Here is a 22042-nt window from a genome sequence, read left to right on the forward strand (position 1 = left end):
TTGTCCGTCAGGCCCATCTACGCCGAGGTGTGTGCGCCGAGCACCGCGTCCAGGAGGCCGGGGTAGAGGCGGTCCAGCTCGTCGCGGCGGAGCCGGACCAGGCGGCTGGTGCCGGCGGCCCGGGTCCGGGTCAGGCCGGCCTCGCGCAGCACCTTGAGGTGGTGGCTGCGGGTCGCCTTGGAAACGCCGAAGTCGAAGCTGCCGCAGGCCGCCTCGCCATTCTCGACAAGCGCCCGCACGATCTGTAGCCGCACGTCGTCGGCGAGTGCGGCCAGCACGGTGGTGACCGGTACGTCGGTCAGGTCGGGTTCGTGCGGCTCCATGTGACCAGTGTAACCCTTGTTCGACAACTCTCGAACAACGCCCTAGGGTCGGTGTCGTTGGTTCGACGATACTCGAACATTGGAGCTGACGATGCGACCCCGTGCCGCCGCCTACCCGCTGCTCGCCGTGCTCGGTTGGGGCGTGATGTTCCCGGTCCTGGCCAGTGCGCTGACCCGGGTCGACCCGCTCAACCTCACCACCGCCCGCTACCTGCTCGCCAGCGCCATCCTGGTCGCGATCCTGCTGCTCCGCGAAGGTTCCGGCGCGCTGCGGCACGGCGGCCGGACGGGCGAGATCGTGCTGCTCGGCGTGGTCGGCTTCGCCGGCTTCAACGTGCTCACCAACCTGGCGCTCGAACACGCCGCCCCGCAGCAGATCGCCCTGTTCGTGGCCACCACCCCGCTGATCACCCAGTTGGTCCGCTGGGCGCGCGACGGCGTACGGCCGAAGCCGCTCTTGCTGGCCCTCTCCCTGGTGGCGCTCCTCGGAGTCGGCCTGGTGATCACCCGCGGGAGCCTGGCCGGGCTCGGCCAGTTCGGTCTCGGTGGGCTGATGATGATCGGCGCGGTCCTCGGCTGGGGCATCTACACACACGGTGCCAGCCGGTTCGGCGACTGGTCCCCGCTGCGCTTCACCACCCTGACGGCGCTCGCCGGCACGGCGGCCATGCTGGTCACGAGCATCGGCGCGGACGCCGTCGGCTGGCAGCACGCGCCGGCCGCCGCCGACCTCGCGGCGGTCACCCCACAGTTGGCGTACGCGGTGGTCGTCGGCGCGGTCATCGCGGTCCTGGCCTGGAACACCGGTGTGCAGCGGCTCGGTGCCGCCAACGCGGCGCTGTTCATGAACCTGGTCCCGGTCACCACCTTCGCGGTGCAGATCGCCCGCGGCTACCGCCCGGAGCCCATCGAGCTGGTCGGAGCCGCCATCACGATCGGTGCGCTGGTCGCCGCGAACCTCGCCACCCGGCCTCGGATCCGGCCCTCGTCCCCGCCGCAGTCGACCGCGACCACGGACCAGATCGCCGTGGTCGACCCGGTCGCGGTGAGCGCCCGCTGACCCACCTGCCGGCGCCCCCGGGCCCCGCAGTTGGGGACGGGAGGCGCCGCCGCCGGTGACTCGCTGAGTTGTTCGGCTCACAGCGTGGGATCCGCGGTGGAGGCGACGCAGATAGTTGCCTAGACTCGACGGCACAACTGCATACCTCATCCAGAGGGGCTGAGGGATACGGCCCGACGACGCCCCGGCAACCACCCTGCGCGCTCACCGCTGAGCGACCCGCGGGGCAGGTGCCAATTCCGTCCCCGCCGCACCGTGCGATGTGGGGAAAGATGAGAGGACTCTCGACATGACGTCGACGCTCGCCGCCTCCGGCATCGACACCTCCGCCAGCCCCGCCCGCGCCCTGGTCTGTCGGGCCTGCTCGGCCCGTTACCCGCTCGTCGCCCAGCACGCCTGCTACGAGTGTTTCGGCCCCCTCGAAGTCGACTACGACATCGCCGCCCTGGCCACCGTCACCCGTGAGCAGATCGAGGCCGGCCCGGAGAACATCTGGCGCTACGCCGCACTGCTCCCCGCCGGGCAGGACCCAGCCAGCCGGGTCACCCTCGACCCGGGACTGACCCCACTGGTGGCGGCCCCGCACCTCGCCGCCGAGCTGGGCATCACCGCGCCGCTGTGGGTCAAGGACGACAGCGCCAACCCGACCCACTCCTTCAAGGACCGGGTCGTCTCGGTGGCCCTCACCGCCGCGAAGGCGCTCGGCTTCACCCGGTTCGCCTGCGCGTCGACCGGCAACCTGGCCAACTCGGTGGCCGCGCACGCCGCCCGTGCCGGGGTGCCCTCGGTGGTCTTCATCCCCAGTGACCTGGAGCAGGGCAAGGTCATCACCACCGCCGTCTACGGCGGCGAGTTGGTCGCGATCGACGGCTCGTACGACGACGTCAACCGGCTCTGCGGCGAGTTGGTGGAGACCGACGAGTTCGAGGACACCGCGTTCGTCAACGTGAACGTCCGGCCGTACTACGCGGAGGGCTCCAAGACCCTCGGCTACGAGGTGGCCGAGCAGCTCGGCTGGCGCATCCCGGCGCAGGTGGTCATCCCGATGGCCAGCGGCGAGCTGCTCACCAAGATCGACAAAGCGTTCTCCGAGCTGGTGGAGATCGGCCTGGTCGAGGCGCCGGCCGGCGGCTGGAAGGTCTTCGGCGCCCAGTCCGCGGGTTGCAACCCGATCGCCACCGCGCTGCACGCGGACACCGACACGATCATCCCGGTCAAGCCCACCGGCATCGCCAAGTCGCTCAACATCGGCGACCCGGCCGCCGGCGTCTACGCGCTGGAGGCGGTCCGCCGCACCGGCGGCTGGATGGAGTACGCCGACGACGACGAGATCCGCGCCGGCATCCGCGATCTGGCCCGCACCACGGGCGTCTTCGCCGAGACCGCGGGCGGGGTGACCGTGGCGGTGCTCCGCAAGCTCGTCGAATCCGGTCGGCTCGACCCGACCGCGGAGACCGTGGTGTTCAACACCGGCGAAGGTCTGAAGACCGTCGACGCGGTGGCCGGCCAGGTCGGACCGACCCACCACATCAAGCCCTCGCTGCGCGCCGCCCGCGACGCCGGCCTCCTCGGCTGACCCACCCCGCCACCCGCTCGCCGGCCGGCCCGTGGCCGTTCGCCGGCGGCCGTCGGTCGGTTGGGGTTGATCCACTCGGGTTCCTGGAAGGCGCGGTGTCCGTCCGGCCCGGACACCCCGTTCCCAGGAAATCCGAGTGGATCACTCTGTGACTGAGATTTCGCTGTGAGTGTGGAAAACCCGCCGCTGCGGACTTGACGGCAGGAACCGGACGGCGCAAGATGCTCCGTGCGGGAGGGCATTTCGCCGAAGACTTTTGAAGTTCTTGCGACCCAACGCCGGAGGCGTTGTGCGAGTGTCCCTCCCGACCACGTTCGATCGGGCCAGCGAGTAATTCGCTGGCCCGATCGCTTTTCCGGGCGCACGCTCAGCGCCATGAGCATCACGATCGCGTCGTTCGACGGCACCGACCGAGCCGCGGTCGACGAGGCGTACCTGATCGGCGCGGCGGCCAAAGACGCCGATCTGCCGGACCTTCCACCCTTCTGCCGGCGACGCTTCGACGCGATCTTCCACACGCCGATGCCCGGTGTCGAGTCGCTCTGGGCGCTGGCCCGGCTCGACGGGGTGCCGGCCGGTCACCTCCAACTGGACCTGCCCTACCTCGACAACACCGACAACGCCGGCGCGGAGCTGACCGTGCATCCCGATCTGCGGCGGCAAGGCGTCGGGCGGGCGCTGCACGAGTACGGGGTGCGCCTGCTCCGCGAGCGCGGCCGCAAGCGGATGGTCGCGATGGCCGTCTCCGCGCTGCCCGGCGGGCCGGCCCGAAGCGGGGCGGGCGACGCGTTCGCCGCCGCCACCGGCGCCCAGCCCGCCCTCGCCGAGGTACGCCGCCGGCTCGTTGTCGACGAGATCGACCGGATCGCGCTCCGGGCGGCGCTGGCCGAGGCCCAACCGCGGGCCGAGGGCTACCGATCGGTCTGCTGGCAGGGAGCGACCCCGCAGGAGTACGTCGCGGACATCGCCTACCTCGACGGCCGGCTGATGATGGACGCGCCCATGGGTGACGTGCAGTGGGAGCCGGAGCAGGTGGACGCCGAGCGCATCCGCGGCAACGAGCGGGCGTTCGACGCCCGGGGCCGGCGGCGCTACCACCTCGGAATGCGCCACGAGGCGACCGGCCGGCTGGTCGCCTGGACCCTGCTGGACGTGGGCGCCTCCGCCGACTGGCACGCGTACCAGCAGATCACCATCGTCGACCCGGCCCACCGTGGGCACCGGCTCGGCCTCATCGCCAAGGCCGAGAACCTGCACCACCTGCTCACCCACGAGCCGGCGGTCCGCGTGATCGACACCTGGAACGCGGCCAGCAACGGCTACATGGTGGCGATCAACGAGCAGCTCGGCTTCCGCCCGGTGGACTCCTGGACCGACTGGCAGCTCACGCTCTGACCCGGGCGGTCACCCGTCCGGCCGTTCCCAGCGCTCGACCAGCTCGCGGATCGCGGCCTGGAAGTCGTCGTCCGGCGTGTACCGGTGGCCCTGCACCGGAGGGGGCACGGTGTCCGTCGGTGGAATGAGGAGTCCCTTCGGATCCCGTACCCGACGGTCGACGTGGGCGGCCGGGTCGTCGGGTCCGTCGATGGGCGGGTCGAACACCGGTCCGCCCACCGCGTCGGTGTACCGCCACAGGTTGATCCACCGCCAGGCCAACCGGCTGCCGACCTCGCGCAACATCTCGTCGCTGACGTACGCGGGGAAGATCCGCCGGTACAGGTTGCCGAGCGGGGTGCCGTAGGTGAGCAGGGCCACCCGCTGGCGGCAGTGGTCGGGGAGTTGGAGGACCGTCACCGCCGCGAGCACGCTGCCGTGACTCTGCCCGGACAGCACCACCGCGTTCCCGTCGACGGTGAGCTGCCCGATCCGGCGGGTCAACTCCGGGACGGCCCGCTCGACGTAGCACGGCGGGGCGAGCGGGTGTGCGGCACGCGGCCAGAAGGTGGCCAGCTCCCAGAGCACCCCGACCAGCCGGATCGCGCCGGATCGGTAGGCAACGAGTCCCATCACCGCGAGGACCGTGGCGAACAGTCCGATCAGCAGGGCGCCCAGGTCGGTCACGAAGATCACCGGGCGGGCCAGCGGCTCGCCGCCGAGGCGCAGGGCGAGCGCACCCGGCCCGGGACCGATCACCGAGAGCCCCGCCGCCGCGAGAGTGAGTAGCGCCAACACCACGTACGCGGTGGCCAGCAGCGGCCCGAGCCGATCCGTGAGTCGGGCGCGCATGATCGCGTCGCGGACGGCCCGGACCCGTTCCGGGGCCGCCCGGGAGGCCTCCGGATAGTCCTGCCGAACCAGTTCCTCGGCCTCCCGGCGGCGACGATCCCGGCCGATCCGGGGTCGGAGCAGGGCCGTCACCACCACCAGGAGCACGGCGAGGGAGAAGCCGAGGGTGGCCCAGCGGAAGGCAATCGGCGGCGACAGCGGAGGCGCACCAGGCGGCAGCGGCCTTGCCGGCGTCGGGCTGGAACCACGGTCCAGATACTCGGCGAGCCCGTAGGTCAAGCCCGAGTCGTAGGCGACGCCCAACCCGATCGCGACGGTTATCAGCACCGGCGCGCCCACCCCGGCCAGCCGAAAGAGGGGGCGGGGAAGGGAACGGCGCTGCACCACGACCACCAGGCCGAGCATCGCGAGCAGCACCACCTGCCCGGCGAACAGCCCGGCGGCCAGCATCCCGTACCCCGGCAACATCCCCTCGGCCGTCCAGGGCGGCCGTGGCAGCAACGCGTACCCCAGGGTCAGCGCGGTGAGCGCGACGGCCACCCAGCGGATCGTCCGCGAACTCCGCTGGTCCTGCTCTCCGCCCCGCTCTATCGCCGGCCGGCAGAGCAGCACCACCGCGCCGGCGAGCAGCGCCACGACCGCGGCCAGCAGCAGCCAGCCGGGCAGGGTGGCGTCGTGCGGCGCCAGAGCCAGCAGCAGAGTCACATCGAGCGTGCCCAGCGCCACCGCGACGTGCACGGAGCGCAGGCGGCGCAGCAGCGAGCGGGTGTCCCAGAAGGCGGGCGCGTCGAGCCGGTCCGCACCCACCCCGGGCGCGTGGTCGCTGTCCTCGGGGAGTTGCCAGGTCCGGGCACCGAGCCGCCAGATCAGGACGATCGCGATGATCGGCAGTGCGGCCAGCAGCGCGAGCCGCTGCCCCGGGGGCACGTCGCCCAGCCAGGACAGTTCCCGCCGCCCCTCCAGGCACCTCGGGTAGGCCGCGCACTGCCAGGCGATCAGGTCGAGGGACACCCCGACGGTGGACAGCACGTACATCGCGGTCATCGTCGCGGCCAGCAGCCGGCACAGCGCCTGGGCGGCGTGGCCGCCGCGACCGGTGACCGGCAGCATCCACACCGCGATGTTGCTGAGCATGAACGGCAGGAGGAGGACCAGGGAGAACGTCCGGGTCGCCGTGCCGCCGGTCAGCCGGCTCCAGCGGTACGCCTCAACCGCCACCCCGTCGCGATCCGACTGGGGACCGTAGCCGGGCCGCGGCCGGTAGAAGCCGGCGTTGTCGTCTCCCGCGACCCGCGTGACGATCGGGCGGTCGAGGATCGCCTCCGGCCCCTTGTTGGCGACCCCGTGCACCCGGATCTCGGTGATCCTCACCTGCCGCCCTTTCCTGGCCGGCTTCCTGGCTGGAGGCCCGCGGTTACCCGCTGCCGGCCCGGGCAACCCCGGTGCTGTCGGGCATTGGCGCTACTGCTCGCGGACCGGACTGCGGCATGAGTCGCTGTCGGGCATTCGCGCTACTGCTCGCGGACCGGACTGCGGCATGATGGCGGGCATGACGGAGACCCCGCAGCCCCTGTACGACAGGCACGCCGACACCCTCAACCGTGCGCTGACCGCGATCACGGAGCGGGGCTACTGGTCCGCCTATCCCGAATCTCCCAGCCCCCGGGTGTACGGCGAGACCGCCGCCGCCGACGGCAAGGCCGCCTTCGAGGCGTACCTCGGTGGTGACTTCCCGCTCGACCAGCCGGGCACCGGCGCTCGGGTCGCCACCGAGACGAGCCCGTTCGGGGTGGAGTTGGCGGTGCGTTACCCGCACGCCGGCCCCGGCGAGCTGATCGACGCCGCCTCCGCCGCGCTGCCGGCCTGGCGCGACGCCGGCCCGCAGGCCCGCGTGGGGGTCTGCCTGGAGATCCTCGACCGGCTGCACAAGCACATCTTCGAGCTGGCCAACGCGGTGCAGTTCACCAGCGGGCAGGCGTTCGTGATGGCCTTCCAGGCCGGCGGCGCGCACGCGCTGGACCGGGCGCTGGAGGCGCTGGCGTACGCGTACGCCGAGATGACCAGGCACCCGGGCACGGCCGGCTGGGAGAAGGCCGCCGGCAAGGGCGACCCGCTGCGGATGACCAAGACGTTCCACGTGGTGCCGCGTGGGGTGGCGCTGGTGATCGGCTGCAACACCTTCCCGACCTGGAACTCGTACCCGGGGCTGTTCGCCTCGCTGGTCACCGGCAACCCGGTGCTCGTCAAGCCGCACCCGCGCGCGGTGCTGCCGCTGGCCATCACCGTGAAGTACGCCCGGGAGGTGCTGGCCGAGGCCGGGTTCGACCCGAACCTGATCATGCTGGCGGCCGAGGCGCCCGGTGAGAAGCTCGCCAGCGACCTGGCCCTGCACCGCGCCGTGAAGATCGTCGACTTCACCGGCTCCACCGAGTACGGCGACTGGCTGGAGACGCACGCCCGGCAGGCGTCGGTCTACACCGAGAAGGCCGGCCTCAACACGGTCGTCATCGACTCCACCGACGACTTCGCCGGCATGTGCCGCAACCTGGGCTTCACGCTGACCCTCTACAGCGGTCAGATGTGCACCACCTCGCAGAACATCCTCATCCCGGCCGGCGGCATCGAGACCGACCAGGGGCACAAGAGCTTCGACGAGGTGGCCGGCGGGATCGCCGCCGCCGTCGGCAAGCTCACCGCCGACCCGGCCCGGGGCGTCGAGCTGACCGGCGCCATCGTCAACGACGGGGTGCTGGAGCGGCTGGCCGAGGTCACCAAGGTGGGCGAGCCGGTGCTGGAGTCACGGGCCGTGGCCCACCCGTCGTACGCCGACGCGGTGGTGCGTACCCCGACGATCGTGAAGCTGACCCCGGACGACGCGGAGACGTACGGCCGGGAGTGGTTCGGGCCGATCTCGTTCGCCATCGCGACCGACTCCACCGCGCACAGCCTGGAGCTGCTGTGCCGCACGGTCGGCGAGAAGGGCGCGCTCACCGCGGGGGTCTACTCCACCGACGAGGCCGTGCTGGACGCCACCGAGGCGGTCGCGGTCGAGGTCGGGGTGCACCTGTCCTGCAACCTGACCGGCGGGGTCTTCGTGAACCAGTCGGCGGCGTTCTCCGACTTCCACGGCAGTGGCGCCAACGCGGCGGCCAACGCCGCGCTGACCGACGGGGCGTACGTGGCCAACCGGTTCCGGATCGTGCAGTCGCGGCGTCACGTCTGATTTTTAGTTGCGGTTGGGGTTTCCGGGGGGAGCCCACCCGCTCCAGGCGGTCAGGCTTGATCCTTCCGCGGGCGGGCTCCCCCCGGAAACCTGTTGTGGGCAGGCTGTCCTCAGGCGCTGCCGGCTTTGGGGCAGCAGCACCGGGGTTTTGCCGTGGGATGGGTTTCCGGTTTTCGGGGTTAGGCGGGGCGGCGCATTTGTAGTTCGGTCAGTGCGGGGATGGTGGGGTGGGGGACGCGTACCCCGGTGTCTTTGAAGCCCAGCCGTTGGTAGGCGCGGTAGGCGCGGTCGTTGCCGACCACCACCTCCAGCAGCAACTCCCCTCGGCCGCAGGCGCGTGACCAGGCGGCCACCCCGTCGATCAGCTCACCGAGCAGCCCGTGCCCCCGCCAGGCCGGCGTGACGTAGACCGCGTAGATCACGGTGAGCCCGGGTTCGCCCGGAGAGACCGTGCCACCGGCGTGTCCGACGAGCCGGCCACCCGGGTCGGCGATGAACTGCGCGTTGCCGGGGCCGGTCGCGGTGTACGCGACCCGGGCGGCGAACTCGGTGTGCGGTCGGGCCGCCGCGTCCGCCAGGGTCTCCAGGAAGGCCAACGGTGCGTCGGCGAGCATCTCCAGACGCAGTGCCCGCATCCGGGCGGCGTCCTCCGGCCGGACCCGGCGGATCTCCGCCCGCCGGAGGGCGGTCGCGCCCGTGTCGGTGGTCATGCCCGCATGCCTATCACAGCGTCGGTGGCCGTCACGGCCGAGCTGTGTACGGCAGTCGCCGCCCTGGATCCGGTGGCCCGAAACCCGACCGACCAGCGCAATCGGAGCGCCCCAGAGCATGCCCGATTTGTGGCCGTGCGCGGCGCTGACTCCTCGTGTAGCGTGCGATTTCGGTCACCTTTTTCAATGGTCGCCATCGATCGCTGAGGTGGTGGCCGGTCGGCGTCCGGCCGTGCCGTGCGCCAGGTCAGGCAACACCGCGCATAGTGAGGGAAGTGCACCGTGGCACAGGGCTCCGTGAAGTGGTTCAATGCCGAAAAGGGCTATGGCTTCATTGCCGTCGACGGCGGTCAGGACGTCTTCGTTCACTTCTCCGCGATCGAGATGGACGGCTACAAGGCGCTGGACGACGGCCAGCGGGTGGAGTTCGAGATCGCCCAGGGCCAGAAGGGCCCGCAGGCCGAACACGTACGCGTCATCGCCTGAGTTTCCCTCCTCGATCGGCCCCGCGCGTCTGGGCCGCGACGCGGGCGCACCGCGGTCGGGGCGGTGGCGGTGATCGGGGTCACCGCCGTACCTGCCTGCCGGCCCACCTTGCCCAGTTGATCGGTCTGCTGGTGACGTACGTCGAGCGGCGCGCCCATGAGGCGCCGGTGAACACTGCCGGACTGGCCGCGGAACTCGGCTGAGCGGCCCCATCGTGCTTGCACTCGCCAGGGGAGAGTGCTAAACAAGTCATTGGCACTCGCATACCGCGAGTGCCAGCGGTCGGGACGGTGGGGCCAGGTTGCACCGGCGTGGAGACGCCGGGGCGACACATGGCCGGTCGTCGCGGGCTATCCGGCCCGGCCGAAGGACGTCGTCGTCGCCAGGTGGCGACGTCCCAAGGTGCGTACACCAGGCGGCCCATCCGGGGCACACAACTCGGGTGGCCCGTGAGTGTCCAGGAGGACAACGCCGTATGGCCAAGATGATCGCTTTCGACGAAGAGGCGCGCCGCGGCCTCGAGCGGGGCATGAACCAGCTCGCCGACGCCGTAAAGGTGACCCTCGGCCCGAAGGGCCGCAACGTCGTGCTCGAGAAGAAGTGGGGTGCCCCCACCATCACCAACGATGGTGTGAGCATCGCCAAGGAGATCGAGCTCGAGGACCCGTACGAGAAGATCGGCGCTGAGCTGGTCAAGGAGGTCGCCAAGAAGACCGACGACGTTGCCGGTGACGGCACGACGACGGCGACCGTCCTGGCCCAGGCCCTGGTTCGCGAGGGCCTGCGCAACGTGGCCGCTGGCGCCAACCCGATGGCCCTGAAGCGGGGCATCGAGGCCGCCGTCGCGAGCGTCTCGGAGGAGCTGTCCAAGCTCGCCAAGGACGTCGAGACCAAGGAGCAGATCGCCTCCACCGCCTCCATCTCCGCTGGCGACAGCACCGTCGGCGAGATCATCGCCGAGGCGATGGACAAGGTCGGCAAGGAAGGCGTCATCACCGTCGAGGAGAGCAACACCTTCGGGCTGGAGCTGGAGCTCACCGAGGGTATGCGCTTCGACAAGGGCTACATCTCGGCCTACTTCATGACCGACCCGGAGCGTATGGAGGCCGTCTTCGACGACCCGTACATCCTGATCGCCAACAGCAAGATCTCGTCGGTGAAGGACCTGCTCCCGATCCTGGAGAAGGTCATGCAGTCGGGCAAGCCGCTGCTGATCATCGCCGAGGACCTGGAGGGCGAGGCCCTCGCCACCCTGGTGGTCAACAAGGTCCGTGGCACCTTCAAGTCGGTCGCCGTCAAGGCGCCGGGCTTCGGTGACCGCCGCAAGGCCATGCTGACCGACATCGCCATCCTCGCCGGTGGCCAGGTCATCAGCGAGGAGGTCGGCCTCAAGCTCGACGCCGCCAGCCTCGACATGCTGGGCCGCGCCCGCAAGGTCGTGGTGACCAAGGACGAGACCACCATCGTCGACGGTGCCGGTGACGCCGAGCAGATCCAGGGCCGGGTCAACCAGATCCGGGCCGAGATCGACAAGAGCGACTCCGACTACGACCGGGAGAAGCTGCAGGAGCGGCTGGCCAAGCTGGCCGGCGGCGTTGCGGTCATCAAGGTCGGCGCGGCCACCGAGGTCGAGCTCAAGGAGCGCAAGCACCGCATCGAGGACGCCGTTCGCAACGCGAAGGCCGCCGTCGAGGAGGGCATCGTCCCGGGTGGTGGCGTCGCGCTGGTGCAGGCCGGCAAGACCGCCTTCGACAAGCTCGACCTGGTCGGCGACGAGGCCACCGGTGCGAACATCGTCAAGGTGGCGCTGGACGCCCCGCTGCGGCAGATCGCCGTCAACGCCGGCCTTGAGGGCGGCGTCGTGGTGGAGAAGGTCCGTAACCTCGAAGCGGGTCACGGCCTCAACGCCGCCAACGGCGAGTACGTCGACCTGCTGGCCGCGGGCATCATCGACCCGGCCAAGGTGACGCGCTCGGCGCTGCAGAACGCCGCGTCCATCGCGGCGCTCTTCCTCACCACCGAGGCCGTTGTCGCGGACAAGCCGGAGAAGACCCCGGCTGCCCCGGCTGGCCCGGGTGGCGGGGACATGGACTTCTGAGTCCAGTTCCGACACCGAACGGGGCGGGCCGCTGACGCGGTCCGCCCCGTTCGTCGTCAGGTCGGCAGTGGGCGCTGGTTGCGCCGCTTCTGTGCCCGGTTGTACGGCGGAAGCAGTTTGATCGGCGCGTCCACCATCTCCCGTGGCTCCTCGACGACCGCCGACTCGCCGTCGGTGGTCATCTCGGCCAGTTGCTCGGCGTCGCCGTAGTCGAGCCGGTCGAACGGCACGTGACCGGGGAGCTCACCTACCGGTTTCCAGGTGATCGGCGGGCCGTCCTCGGTCTGGTCGTCATCCGTGGTCATGGCTGCCTCCTCTACCAAAACGGTAGGGGGCGTCGATGGCCGACGCGGGCGAATGAGGCAATGCCCCTTTTGCCCCGGTTACGCCACCGGCAGGGTTCGCCGGTACAGGAAGAAGACCCGCTCGATCCGGGCACCCGCGCTGCCCGAGTAGAACGGCACCGGCCCCACCCAGCCGATCTCCGCCCGGGTCAGCCCCGCCACCTGCTGATCCCGCAGGCACCGTCGCAGCAGCACACCGCCGATGCCGGACCCCTCGGCTGCCGGCGCGGTGCCCATCGGCCCGAACCAGCTCGGCCGGGACGACCCGTACGCGGCGAAGCCGAGCACCTCGCCGTCCCGCTCCGCCAGGTGACAGCCGGCGCCGTCGCGCCCCACCGACCCGACCAGCTCACCGTCCCACGTACCGCCGAAGGTGGACCTGGCGAACGCGGTCAACGCCGGCAGGTCCGCCGGCTCCGCCCGACGTACGGTGACGCCCTGACCGGCCAGTCGCCGCTCCGCCGCCTCGGTGGACCGCAGCGCCGGCGACCCGTCGTACGACAGGTCCGCGGTCATGTTCCAGGCGGTCCGGTCCTGCTGGTAGCCGAGCGCGAGGGCGGCGCAGACCGCAGGCGTGTAGCGGACGTCGATGCCGGGCCACGCGTAGTACGGCGGGTTGCCGGCCAGCAACACCTCGGTCGCTCCGCGCTCGGCCAGCACCTGCTCGGCCGACCGCAGCAGCGCCCGACCGACGCCCCGGCGGCGGTGCTCCGGCAGGACCGCGACCAGGTCCACGTGCCCGACACCCGGCTCGATCGCCGACACCGAGCAGAGCAGCACCCCGACCAGGTCCACACCCCGGTACGCGCCCAGCCCCACCACCGGACGGTCGGCGGCGGCCCGGGGCCAGAGCACGTCCACGATGGGGGCCGCCTCGGCGGCGTCCTCGGGCAGATCGAGGGCCTGCTCGCAGAGCCGCGCCACGGCGGGGGCCAGGTCGGGGGTCAGTTCGGTGACGGTGATCTCGGCGTCCATGGTCGCCGACCCTAGATCACCGGGTGCCGGTCCGGGTACCTCACCGCCGGGCGGCCTGGACGGCCGCGTACGCGTCGACCTGGCCCGAGCCGGTGACGTTGGAAGGACCCCCGCAGGCGTCGGCCGGGTTGTCGGAGCGATAGGTGGGTGTCGCCGCCGTCGCGGTGTCCCGCAGGATCTGCCGGGTACGGTCCACGTCGCCGACCAGCGCCGGGTTCGCCGACCACATCAGCGCGACCACGCCCGCCACCTGCGGGGTCGCCATCGAGGTACCGTCCAACGCCGCGTACGTGCCGCCCGGCATCGCCGACACCACACCCACGCCCGGGGCCAGCACGTCCGGCTTACCCGGGCCACCGGGCGCCGGCCCGCGCGAGGAGAACTCCGCGACCCGGCGCTGCCTGTCCACCGCGCCCACGGTCAACACGTCCGCGTACGGAGCCGGCGGGTCGTCGATGGACGCGCACCACGGCCCGGTGTTACCGGCGGCGGCGACCACGAAGATCCCGGCGGCGTCCAGCGCGGCGGTGGCCGGCCGCAGCACACCCCTGTCGCAGCCCTCGATCGGCGGGCAGCCCCACGAGTTGGTGAGCACCTGCGGGGCGCGCTCCGGACGGCCGTCGGTGAACGGGTCGCCGCCGACCGGGAAGGGCGCCAACATGAACTGGAGACAGTCCAGGTAGTGCGCGGGGCTGCCGAGGTTGCGGTCCAGGTTGACGCAGCCCACCCACTGCGCGTCCGGCGCCACCCCGATGCCGTCCCGCCCGACGGCGCTGCCCACCGTGTGGGTGCCGTGCCCGCCCTGGTCGGTCGGGCTGCGGGTGCCGTCCCACGGGTCGTACCAGGAGTCGTCCCCGCCACGGAACCCGGGCCGCAGCGCCGGATGGGTGCCATCCACGCCCGAGTCGGAGCTGCCGACCACGATGCCGGTGCCGGTCACCCCGAGCTGGGACCACACCCGGTCGGCGCCGATCTGGCTGATGTTCCACTCCGGCCCGGAGGGCTTGGGCGCGGTGCCCCGACTCTGCCCCGCCGGGGCGGGCAGCGGCCGCAGGCGTTGGCTGACCAGCACCCGGGCCACCTCGGGGCGACGGGCGAGCCAGGCTCGCACCGCCGGGCCGCCGTCCACCTCGACCGCGTTGACCAGGTAGTACGAGATCGGGTCGAGTCGTAGTCGACTCAGCCCCCGGACCAGGTCGGCCTGGCTCTGCTCAGCGGTCGTCACCAACCGCCGGTAGACCTCCGCCGCGCGGGCGTCCCGCCCGGCCCGACCGGGCTGCCCGGCCGGTAGACCCGTCAGGTCGGCCTGCGCGCGCAGCACCACGAACAGCCGCTCCCCGTACAGGCCCGGCTGGCCGGGGCCGAGGTCGACCACGCCGAACGTCACCAGCAGCACCACGGCTGCCACCGCCGCGACCCGACGGCTCGGGGTGCGTGCCGTCGGCCGAGCGAGCAGCACCGCGTAGCCGATGGCGACCAGGACGGCGACGGCGAGCCCGGCAGCGGCGGCGGCCGCCACCCAGAACGGGATGTCGCGGGTCCCGACCAGCAGCAGGGTGATCTCTTCCGGGTCGGTGAAGGCCAGCGGGCCGAGTGCGGCCAGGCCCACCAGCCAGCCGGTCGCCGATCGGCCGGCGCGCGCGGCGTCGGCCGGGTCGGCGGCGGGCCGCCACGTCGCGGCCCAGAGCGCGGCCAGGGCGAAACCCACAGGTGGCAGGGTCAGCAACGCGGGCAACTGCGCGCCGGACTGGCCGGCGCCGGCGGCGACCAGCAGCAGCGCCACCCCGGCGACCAGACCGCCGACCAGCACCAGCCGAGCCGGCCGGGGTGGCCGGCCGACCGCGAACCGCGACCAGAAGGTGGCGTCCAGCAGCGTCGCGGCAAGCCCCCCGAGCGTGGCCGCCGCCAGGAGCGCGAGCGCGGTCTCCAGGAGCCCGCCGAGCGCGCCCAGCCAGGCCCACGGCAACAGCAGCGCCACCCCGGCGGCGACCGCGAGCAGCGGAACGGGACCGGGTCGCCGCAAACGCCCCACCGGCCCCGCGCTCCCGAGGGTCTCGGGCGGTGCGGCGTCGCGGTCTCCGGTGGGCTCGGTCCGTGCGGCGTCGCCGTCGTCGGTGGGTGCCGGGCCGCCGACCGAGCCGGCCGGTCCGGGGTACGCCCGCCGGCGCGCCGACCAGCGCACGGCGAGTGTGCTGAGCGCCGCCACGCCGGTCAGGGCGGCGAGGTACGCCTCGTGGTGCACCGGCGGCACGACCCGCAGCAGCGTCAGCACCCCGAGGACGAGTGTGCCGATCAGCCAGACCCGCCCGGTGGCCCGGACCGTCGCCGACCTGGGCAGCATGGCCAGCAGCAGGGCGGGCGTGCCCGCCAGCACGACGGTGGCCAGGCCGAGCACCGGCCAGAGCCAGGCGATCCGGTCCCGTCCGAAGCCCAGCAGCAGTTGATCGGTGAGCCAACCACCGGTCTGGGTGGCCACGGTGACCGCAACCGTCCAGCAGCCGACGAACACGGCCGCGACCACCGGCCACGGGGAACTGCGGTCGCTGACTCCGGGGTACGCAGGGTGACCGTGCATCCGAGAACCTTACGACCACGACGACGAATTTCGACCCGGCCGTCGCGTTGTGGGCGGACCCCGCCGCGCGGCGCACAGGCGTGGACCGGACCGGCGTGGTCCGTTCGGGGACGGGGCAGCGAGGCGTGTCGCGGGCGACACGTCGCAGGTAGACGCCGTACGGAGCGGGCGGCGAATGTCGACATGCCGGCGCGGCGGTTACGGTGGAAGGGTGCGTGACCCCAGTATCTCCCGATCCGTCGCCGGTCAGCTCTCGCCGATCCGCCGTGCGTCCGACCTGCGGCGGCTGCGCGCCGAGCGCTTCGACGTGCTGGTCATCGGTGGTGGGGTGACCGGTGCGGGTGCCGCACTGGACGCGGCGTCCCGGGGCCTGAAGGTGGCTCTGGTCGAGGCGCGCGATCTCGCCGCTGGCACCTCCAGCCGGTCCAGCAAACTGATCCACGGCGGCCTGCGCTACCTGGAGCAGTTGGAGTTCCACCTGGTCCACGAGGCGCTCACCGAGCGCGGCCTGCTGGCCACCCGGCTCGCGCCGCACCTGGTGCGCCCGGTGCCGATCATGGTGCCGCTGCCGGCCGGACGGGGCCTGCGGGACCTGCCGGCCCGGATCTTCCGCCGCTCGTACTACGGCGCCGGGGTGGCCGCGTACGACGTCTTCGCCGGAGTCTTCGGCGGTGGCCGGGGCATGCCGCTGCACCGGCACCTGACCCGGGAGGGTGCCCGGAGGATCTTCCCGAGCCTCCGGGCCGACGCGGTGTCCGGCGCGATCCGCTACTACGACGGGCAGGTCGACGACGCCCGGCTGGTCGTCACCCTGGCCCGCACCGCGGCCAGCCTCGGCGCCACGGTGGTGAGCAGCGCCCGCGCCGTCGGGCTGATCCGGCAGGCACGCGAGGTGACCGGCGTACGCGTCCGGGACCTGGAGGCGCCGGCGGGCTCACCCGACGCGGAGTTCGAGGTGCATGCCCGTACCGTCATCGCCGCCACCGGGGTGTGGAGCGACGACATGTCGCGGATGCTCAACGACGTGGGCCTGCGGCCCGGCGTCCGGGTGCGCGCCTCCAAGGGGGTGCACCTGGTGGTGCCCCGCTCGGCGATCACCGGCGAGACGGGGCTCATCCTGCGGACGGCCAAGTCGGTGCTCTTCGTCATCCCGTGGGGCGGGCACTGGATCATCGGTACGACGGACACCGACTGGCGACTGGACCGGTCCCACCCGGCTGCCTCGGCCCGCGACATCGACTACCTGCTGGAGCAGGTCAACACGGTGCTGGACCGGCCGTTGACCACCGCCGACATCGAGGGGGTGTACGCCGGGCTGCGGCCACTGCTGGCCGGCGAGGCCGACTCGACGTCGAAGCTCTCCCGTGAGCACGCGGTCTTCGAGCCGATGCTCGGGCTGCTGCTGGTCGCCGGTGGTAAGTACACGACGTACCGGGTGATGGCGTCCGACGTGGTCGATCGGGCCGCCCGGCGGCTCGGTGGCGCTCGCTCGTCGCGTACGGCCGATCTGCCGTTGCTCGGGGCGGACGGCTTCCCGGCGATGTGGCGGGACCGGGCCGATCTGGCCCGCCGGCACGGTGTGCCGGTGGGCGTGGTGGAGCATCTGCTGGAGCGGTACGGCACCCTGACCCTGGACCTGTTGGCGCTTGTCGACGCCGATCCGCTGCTCGCGTCTCCGCTGGCCGGCGCTCCGGAGTACCTGGCGGCAGAGGTCACCTATGCGGCGCGCGCCGAGGGTGCGCTGCACCTGGAGGACGTGCTGACCCGGCGGACCCGGATCTCGTTCGAGACCAGCCACCGGGGGTTGGAGTCGGCGGAGCACACCGCCGAGTTGATGGGCGCGGTGCTCGGCTGGGACGCGGCCACCCGGGCTCGGGAGGTCGAGCACTACCGCGCTCGGGTGGAGGCGGAGCGGCAGTCGCAGTTGATGCCGGACGACGCCGCGGCGGACGCGGCCCGGCTCGGCGCTCCGGATGTCCGGGGTTATGCGGCCGATCGGGGTGGCGGTGACGATCAGGCTGAGCTGCGGCCGTCCACTAGGTGACGAATTGTAACGTTACTGGTTGGTAACCATCGATACCGGCCCGGATGGTGGTTTCGAACGCTACCTACGGTGGGGTAGGTTTCCGCGCGTGCTTCCCCGCGCGCACCCTCGTCTGCTACTACCGGTCGTCGCCGTCGTCCTCGGCGGCGCACTGACCGGGTGCTCGCTGTTCGACCGGGAGCCACGGGGCACTCCGGTGGCAGAACCGACGTCCTCGGCGGGTGGCGGCGCGCAGCTGGAGATCCCCGCCACGGTCGCGGTCGGCCAGGTCAGCCTGATTCAGCGGCTCGGCGAGGACGGCCCACTGCGCACCCTGAGTGTCGAACGCGACGGCGCGTGGCAGTGCCTCGACTGCGCCGGTGACGGGGTCACGTCCCGGGGCACCCTGGCCCCGGAGTTGACCGAACGGCTCCAGGTGCTGCTCGCCAACCCGGCACTTGCCGACGAGACCGATCAGGTCCGGAGATACCGCTCCACCTGCATCGACGCGCTCACGTCCAGCCTGCTCACCTCGACCGGGCTGATCACCTCGCAGGACTGCCCCGGCGAGGAGCGCACGCCGGTCGCCGGGGAGATCCTGCTGCTGCTCACCCAGGCGACCCCGGCCGAGATCAAGGGCTGACCCGGGCCAGTTCAGGTCAAGGGCTGTTCCCCGGTCAGCTCAGAGCACCTTGCCCGGGTTGAGCAGACCGGCCGGGTCCAGCGCCGACTTGATCGCCTGGTGCACCCGGACGCCGACCGGCCCGATCTCCCGGGCCAGCCAGTCCCGCTTGAGCAGCCCCACCCCGTGCTCTCCGGTACAGGTGCCGCCCAGGTCCAGACCGAGCCGCATGATCTCGTCGAAGGCCCGCCGGCCCCGCTCCACGCTCGCCGGGTCGGCCCGGTCGACCACGATGTTCGGGTGCATGTTGCCGTCCCCGGCGTGCCCCACCACGCCGATCGGCACCTCGCACTCCACGGCGATCCGGGCCACCCCGTCCAGCAGTGCGGCGAGCGAGCCGCGCGGCACCGCCACGTCGTCGATCACCAGACCGCCGTTGCCGCCCGGGTAGGCGTCGGCCGCGAACTTCTCCATCGCCGGATGGGCCAGTCGCCGCGCCTGCAACAGCGCCGCCGCCTCCACCGCGTCGGTGGCCGCGTAGACCTCGTCGGCGCCGGCCGCCGTGCAGACCTCGGCCAGGCTGGCCAGGTCGTCGGCGGCCCGGGGGCCGGTGTCCGCGGCGGCCAGCAGCAGGGCCTGGGCGTCGGTCCGCAGCCCCATTGGCTGGTACGCCTCGATCGCCCGCAGATGGGTCTGGTCCAGCAGTTCCAACAGGCTGGGGGTGAGCCCACGGGCCGCGATCTCGGCCACCGCAGCGCCGGCCGCCGCTGTCGATCCGAAGACCGCCACCAGGGTCAGCGACTCGGCCGGGGCGGGCCGCAGCGCCACGGTCACCTCGGTGATCACGCCGAGGGTGCCCTCCGAGCCGACGAAGAGCCGGGTCAGGTCGTAGCCGGCCACGCCCTTCGCCGTCCGCCGGCCGGTGCGCAGCACCTCACCCGAGGCGAGCACCACCTCCAGGCCGAGCACGTACTCGGTGGTCACCCCGTACTTCACGCAGCACATGCCGCCGGCGTTGGTGGCCACGTTGCCGCCGATCGTGGACGACTCCCAGGAGCCGGGGTCCGGCGGGTACCAGAGCCCCTGCCTGGCCACCGCGCCGGCCAGCGCCGCGTTGACCACCCCCGGCTGGACCACGGCGATCCGGCTCACCGGGTCGATCTCCCGGATCTCGTCCATCGCGACGGTGCTCAGCACCACCGCGCCGTCCACCGCGTTCGCCGCGCCGGCCAGCCCGGTCCGCGCGCCCTGCGGCACCACAGGTACGCCGTGGCGCGCCGCCGCCCGGACCACCGCGACCACCTGTTCGGTGCTGCGCGGACGGGTCACCACGAGCGGGGTGCCGGCCGCGCACAGGTCGGCCTCGTCCCGCTGGTGCATGCGCAGCAGGTCCGGGTCGGTGAGCACGGCGTCGGCACCGAGCGCGGCGCGGAGATCGTCCAGGAGCGTGGTGGGGGCCATGCAGCCGAGGCTAGGTCGCCGGCCGGCGATCATCAACGTGATCAACTACGCGAGATAGCTTGGACGTCATGCTCTACCTGGACCGGCCGGCCTGGCCGTGGCGCGGTCGGCTCTGGTCACACCTGATCAGTGACGTCTCGTACGCCGAGCTGCACGCCTTCGCCGAGGCCCTCGGCGCGCCCCGCCGCGGCTTCGACCGGGACCACTACGACATCCCCGCCGACCGGTTCGCGGCGGCGGTGTGGCTCGGTGCCCAGGTGGTGCCGAGCCGGGAGCTGGTCCGGTTGCTCCGCGCCGCCGATCTGCGCCGCCCGAAGCACCTGGTCAGCCCGCGCCCGTCGGCGGCCCCGCAGCGGTGAGGGTGGCCAGTTCCCGGCGTACGTTGGCCCGGGCGGGCTCCTCCCAGCGGGCCGCCAGCGGCGGCAGACGAAACAGCGCGGGCAGCGCCAGCAGGCCGCCGAGCACCGCCGCCCGCCCGGCCCGGAAGGCCGGCTCCGGCACGTGCGCGTACTCCCGTCGGATCGCCGTCGCGTACCTGTCGTAGGTCGCCGGGGGCGCTGCCAGCACGGCGAGGTCCGCGTCGCAGAGCAGCGCGCCGTCCCGATCGTCCGGACCCACGACGTGCCCGGCGGTGAGCAGCACCAGCCGGCGCACCTCGGCCGCCGTGGGCGCCGGCACCCCGAGCCCGCCGAGCACGCTCTCGGCCAGCGCGGCGCTGTCCTGTTCGTTGGCGTCACCGCCGGCCCGCGGGTCGTAGACCGCGTCGTGCCACCAGGCCGCCAGCCGGACCAGGTCGGCCCGGTCGGCCAGCTCGGCGTGCTCGTCCACCACATCGAGCACCGCCGTCAGGTGGGCCACCGTGTGGTAGTGCCGGTGCGGCTCCCGCCACCTGTCGAGCAGCCGTTCGCCGGCCCGCGTCCACCCCGCGTCCGGCGTCGTACCAGCACCCCGGGCTGCCGCCCGCCACCGCTCCAGCAGATCGACCACCGGCCGAGTCTGCCGCATCCGGGCACGGCGCGCGACGCGGAAGGATTCAGCGGGCCTGTCCCGGGTAGTCGCGCCCATGGCCGTGGCTCGGGACAAGCGACCACCAATGGTGCGACGTACCGCGCTGCGCGACGGGCTGGTGGACGTCGACGGCGCACGGATCGCCGAGGCCACCGAGCAACTGCGCGACCGCGGCCGGGCCACCCTGCACGACCGGCTGCACCGGGTACGGATGGCCGGCGGGCTGGCCGTGCAGGCGGGGCTTGCCGCCGGGCTGGCGTACCTGATCTCGCACAAGGTGCTCGGCAACCCGCAACCGGTCTTCGCGCCGATCTCCGCGGTCGGCACCCTCGCCGCGTCGGTCGGTCAGCGGTTCCGCCGGACCATCGAGCTGATCGCCGGGGTGGGGATCGGGGTGGCCATCGGCGACTTCCTGATCTACCTGCTCGGCACCGGGGCCTGGCAGCTCGGCCTGGTGGTCACCGTCGCGATCCTGTTCACCATCTTCGCCGGGGCGAGCGTCGCCATCGTCATCCAGGCGGCGGCCACGGCGGTGCTGATCGTGACGCTGAGCCCGTCAACCCAGAATCTGGAGATCCCTCGCTTCGTGGACGCCTTCCTCGGTGGCGGGATCGCGCTCCTGGTGACCGCCGTGCTGCTGCCGCTGAATCCGCTCCGGGTGATCAACCGGGCCGCCCGGCCGGCGCTGGACCTGCTCGCCGCCCAGCTCGACGCCACCGCGGACGGGTTGCGCAACCGGGACCGCGCCGGCGTCCAACGGGCCCTGGACCGGCTGCGTAACAACAAGGAGGAACTGGCCACGTTGGCCGAGGCGATCGAGGGGGCGAAGGAGACCGCCACCCTCTCGCCGGCCCGCTGGCACCGCCGCAGCGAGCTGATCCACTACGCGGAGGCGGCCGACCCGATCGACCGGGCGATGCGCAACACCGGCACGCTGATCCGCCGGTCCGTCACGTTGATCGAGGACGACGAGCCGGTACCCGATCCGATGCCGGACGCGATGGGCCACCTCGCCGAGTCGGTCCGGCTGCTCAAACACGAGTTCGCCGCCGGCGAGGAACCGGCGAAGGCCCGGGAGCGGTCGCTGCGCGCGGTCAGCGAGGCGGGTCGGGCGTACGGCGCCGGCGTCGGCTTCTCCGGCAGCGTGGTCGTCGCCCAGATCCGGACCACCGCCAGCGACCTGCTGGTGGCCTCCGGGATCGAACAGGAGGAGGCGAACCGGTGGATCCGCACCGCCTTCGGGGAGCAGGAGCGGCCGGTCGGTGAGCCGGCCGAGCCGGGCGAGGCGCCGAAACCGCCGACCGCCCCGCCCGTCGGCTGACCGCGGCCGCG

The 22042-nt window shown here is 72.5% G+C and carries 18 protein-coding genes and 1 riboswitch; of the genes, 10 read left to right on the plus strand and 8 right to left on the minus strand.

Annotated features, from left to right (window positions below):
• Nucleotides 1–17: 17 nt before the first annotated feature.
• Nucleotides 18–323 carry a metalloregulator ArsR/SmtB family transcription factor gene (locus AB0O48_RS07085; protein WP_357252559.1) on the minus strand — a complete coding sequence of 102 codons (306 nt, stop codon included), beginning with the start codon at nucleotides 321–323 and terminating at the stop codon, nucleotides 18–20.
• Nucleotides 324–414: 91 nt separating this feature from the next.
• Between AB0O48_RS07085 and AB0O48_RS07090 the strand changes: the two genes are divergently transcribed.
• From AB0O48_RS07090 to AB0O48_RS07100, 3 genes are all read left to right on the plus strand, one after another.
• Nucleotides 415–1383 (plus strand): DMT family transporter, encoded by a 969-nt coding sequence (locus AB0O48_RS07090; RefSeq protein ID WP_357253714.1) that lies wholly within the window; start codon nucleotides 415–417, stop codon nucleotides 1381–1383.
• A gap of 143 nt (nucleotides 1384–1526) precedes the next feature.
• Nucleotides 1527–1662, plus strand: a riboswitch (SAM riboswitch).
• Nucleotides 1663–1672: 10 nt separating this feature from the next.
• Nucleotides 1673–2959 carry a threonine synthase gene (gene thrC, locus AB0O48_RS07095; protein WP_365063742.1) on the plus strand — a complete coding sequence of 429 codons (1287 nt, stop codon included), beginning with the start codon at nucleotides 1673–1675 and terminating at the stop codon, nucleotides 2957–2959.
• 375 nt (nucleotides 2960–3334) lie between these two features.
• Nucleotides 3335–4354: a GNAT family N-acetyltransferase gene (locus AB0O48_RS07100; RefSeq protein WP_357253718.1), complete on the plus strand. Its 1020-nt coding sequence runs from the start codon at nucleotides 3335–3337 to the stop codon at nucleotides 4352–4354.
• A 9-nt stretch (nucleotides 4355–4363) separates the two neighbouring features.
• On the opposite strand, the gene AB0O48_RS07105 is transcribed toward AB0O48_RS07100, so the two are convergent.
• Nucleotides 4364–6556, minus strand: a complete 2193-nt coding sequence (locus tag AB0O48_RS07105) for a hypothetical protein (protein WP_357570826.1) — start codon at nucleotides 6554–6556, stop codon at nucleotides 4364–4366.
• Between the two features lie 178 nt (nucleotides 6557–6734).
• Between AB0O48_RS07105 and paaN the strand changes: the two genes are divergently transcribed.
• Nucleotides 6735–8408, plus strand: coding sequence for a phenylacetic acid degradation protein PaaN (gene paaN / locus AB0O48_RS07110; protein WP_357570827.1), 1674 nt, complete (start codon nucleotides 6735–6737; stop codon nucleotides 8406–8408).
• A gap of 179 nt (nucleotides 8409–8587) precedes the next feature.
• On the opposite strand, the gene AB0O48_RS07115 is transcribed toward paaN, so the two are convergent.
• Nucleotides 8588–9118: a GNAT family N-acetyltransferase gene (locus tag AB0O48_RS07115; RefSeq protein ID WP_357253722.1), complete on the minus strand. Its 531-nt coding sequence runs from the start codon at nucleotides 9116–9118 to the stop codon at nucleotides 8588–8590.
• Between the two features lie 282 nt (nucleotides 9119–9400).
• On the opposite strand from AB0O48_RS07115, the gene AB0O48_RS07120 reads away from it, so the two are divergent.
• Both AB0O48_RS07120 and groL read left to right on the plus strand, forming a co-directional pair.
• Nucleotides 9401–9604 (plus strand): cold-shock protein, encoded by a 204-nt coding sequence (locus tag AB0O48_RS07120; RefSeq protein ID WP_088950422.1) that lies wholly within the window; start codon nucleotides 9401–9403, stop codon nucleotides 9602–9604.
• A gap of 475 nt (nucleotides 9605–10079) precedes the next feature.
• Nucleotides 10080–11702, plus strand: coding sequence for a chaperonin GroEL (gene groL / locus AB0O48_RS07125; RefSeq protein WP_030490078.1), 1623 nt, complete (start codon nucleotides 10080–10082; stop codon nucleotides 11700–11702).
• A gap of 56 nt (nucleotides 11703–11758) precedes the next feature.
• Here groL and AB0O48_RS07130 read toward each other — a convergent pair whose 3' ends face one another.
• The 3 genes from AB0O48_RS07130 to AB0O48_RS07140 all read right to left on the minus strand — a co-directional run bounded on the left by AB0O48_RS07130 (nucleotide 11759) and on the right by AB0O48_RS07140 (nucleotide 15596).
• On the minus strand, nucleotides 11759–12007 hold the full coding sequence (locus AB0O48_RS07130) for a hypothetical protein (RefSeq protein ID WP_357253725.1): 249 nt from the start codon (nucleotides 12005–12007) through the stop codon (nucleotides 11759–11761).
• Between the two features lie 78 nt (nucleotides 12008–12085).
• The gene (locus AB0O48_RS07135) at nucleotides 12086–13021 is read right to left on the minus strand and encodes a GNAT family N-acetyltransferase (protein ID WP_365063751.1); all 936 of its coding nucleotides are present in this window, start codon (nucleotides 13019–13021) and stop codon (nucleotides 12086–12088) included.
• Between the two features lie 40 nt (nucleotides 13022–13061).
• On the minus strand, nucleotides 13062–15596 hold the full coding sequence (locus AB0O48_RS07140; RefSeq protein ID WP_357253728.1) for a S8 family serine peptidase: 2535 nt from the start codon (nucleotides 15594–15596) through the stop codon (nucleotides 13062–13064).
• 226 nt (nucleotides 15597–15822) lie between these two features.
• Between AB0O48_RS07140 and AB0O48_RS07145 the strand changes: the two genes are divergently transcribed.
• Together AB0O48_RS07145 and AB0O48_RS07150 are read left to right on the plus strand one after the other, a co-directional pair.
• Nucleotides 15823–17640, plus strand: a complete 1818-nt coding sequence (locus tag AB0O48_RS07145) for a glycerol-3-phosphate dehydrogenase/oxidase (protein ID WP_357253969.1) — start codon at nucleotides 15823–15825, stop codon at nucleotides 17638–17640.
• 88 nt (nucleotides 17641–17728) lie between these two features.
• Nucleotides 17729–18262 carry a hypothetical protein gene (locus tag AB0O48_RS07150; protein ID WP_357253730.1) on the plus strand — a complete coding sequence of 178 codons (534 nt, stop codon included), beginning with the start codon at nucleotides 17729–17731 and terminating at the stop codon, nucleotides 18260–18262.
• 39 nt (nucleotides 18263–18301) lie between these two features.
• Here the strand turns inward: AB0O48_RS07150 and AB0O48_RS07155 are convergent, their stop codons facing one another.
• A complete protein-coding gene (locus AB0O48_RS07155; RefSeq protein ID WP_357253732.1) occupies nucleotides 18302–19702 on the minus strand; it encodes an FAD-linked oxidase C-terminal domain-containing protein in 1401 nt (466 codons plus the stop codon).
• Between the two features lie 68 nt (nucleotides 19703–19770).
• On the opposite strand from AB0O48_RS07155, the gene AB0O48_RS07160 reads away from it, so the two are divergent.
• Nucleotides 19771–20061, plus strand: coding sequence for a DUF4031 domain-containing protein (locus AB0O48_RS07160; protein WP_357253734.1), 291 nt, complete (start codon nucleotides 19771–19773; stop codon nucleotides 20059–20061).
• Here AB0O48_RS07160 and AB0O48_RS07165 read toward each other — a convergent pair.
• Nucleotides 20027–20689 carry a metal-dependent phosphohydrolase gene (locus AB0O48_RS07165; RefSeq protein WP_357253736.1) on the minus strand — a complete coding sequence of 221 codons (663 nt, stop codon included), beginning with the start codon at nucleotides 20687–20689 and terminating at the stop codon, nucleotides 20027–20029. The two genes, AB0O48_RS07160 and AB0O48_RS07165, sit on opposite strands and share 35 nt — an antisense overlap.
• 139 nt (nucleotides 20690–20828) lie before the next feature.
• On the opposite strand from AB0O48_RS07165, the gene AB0O48_RS07170 reads away from it, so the two are divergent.
• Nucleotides 20829–22031, plus strand: coding sequence for an FUSC family protein (locus AB0O48_RS07170; RefSeq protein ID WP_365064363.1), 1203 nt, complete (start codon nucleotides 20829–20831; stop codon nucleotides 22029–22031).
• Nucleotides 22032–22042: the final 11 nt, after the last annotated feature.

It is taken from the genome of Micromonospora sp. NPDC085948 (genome assembly GCF_040686315.1).
Taxonomy (GTDB): domain Bacteria; phylum Actinomycetota; class Actinomycetes; order Mycobacteriales; family Micromonosporaceae; genus Micromonospora.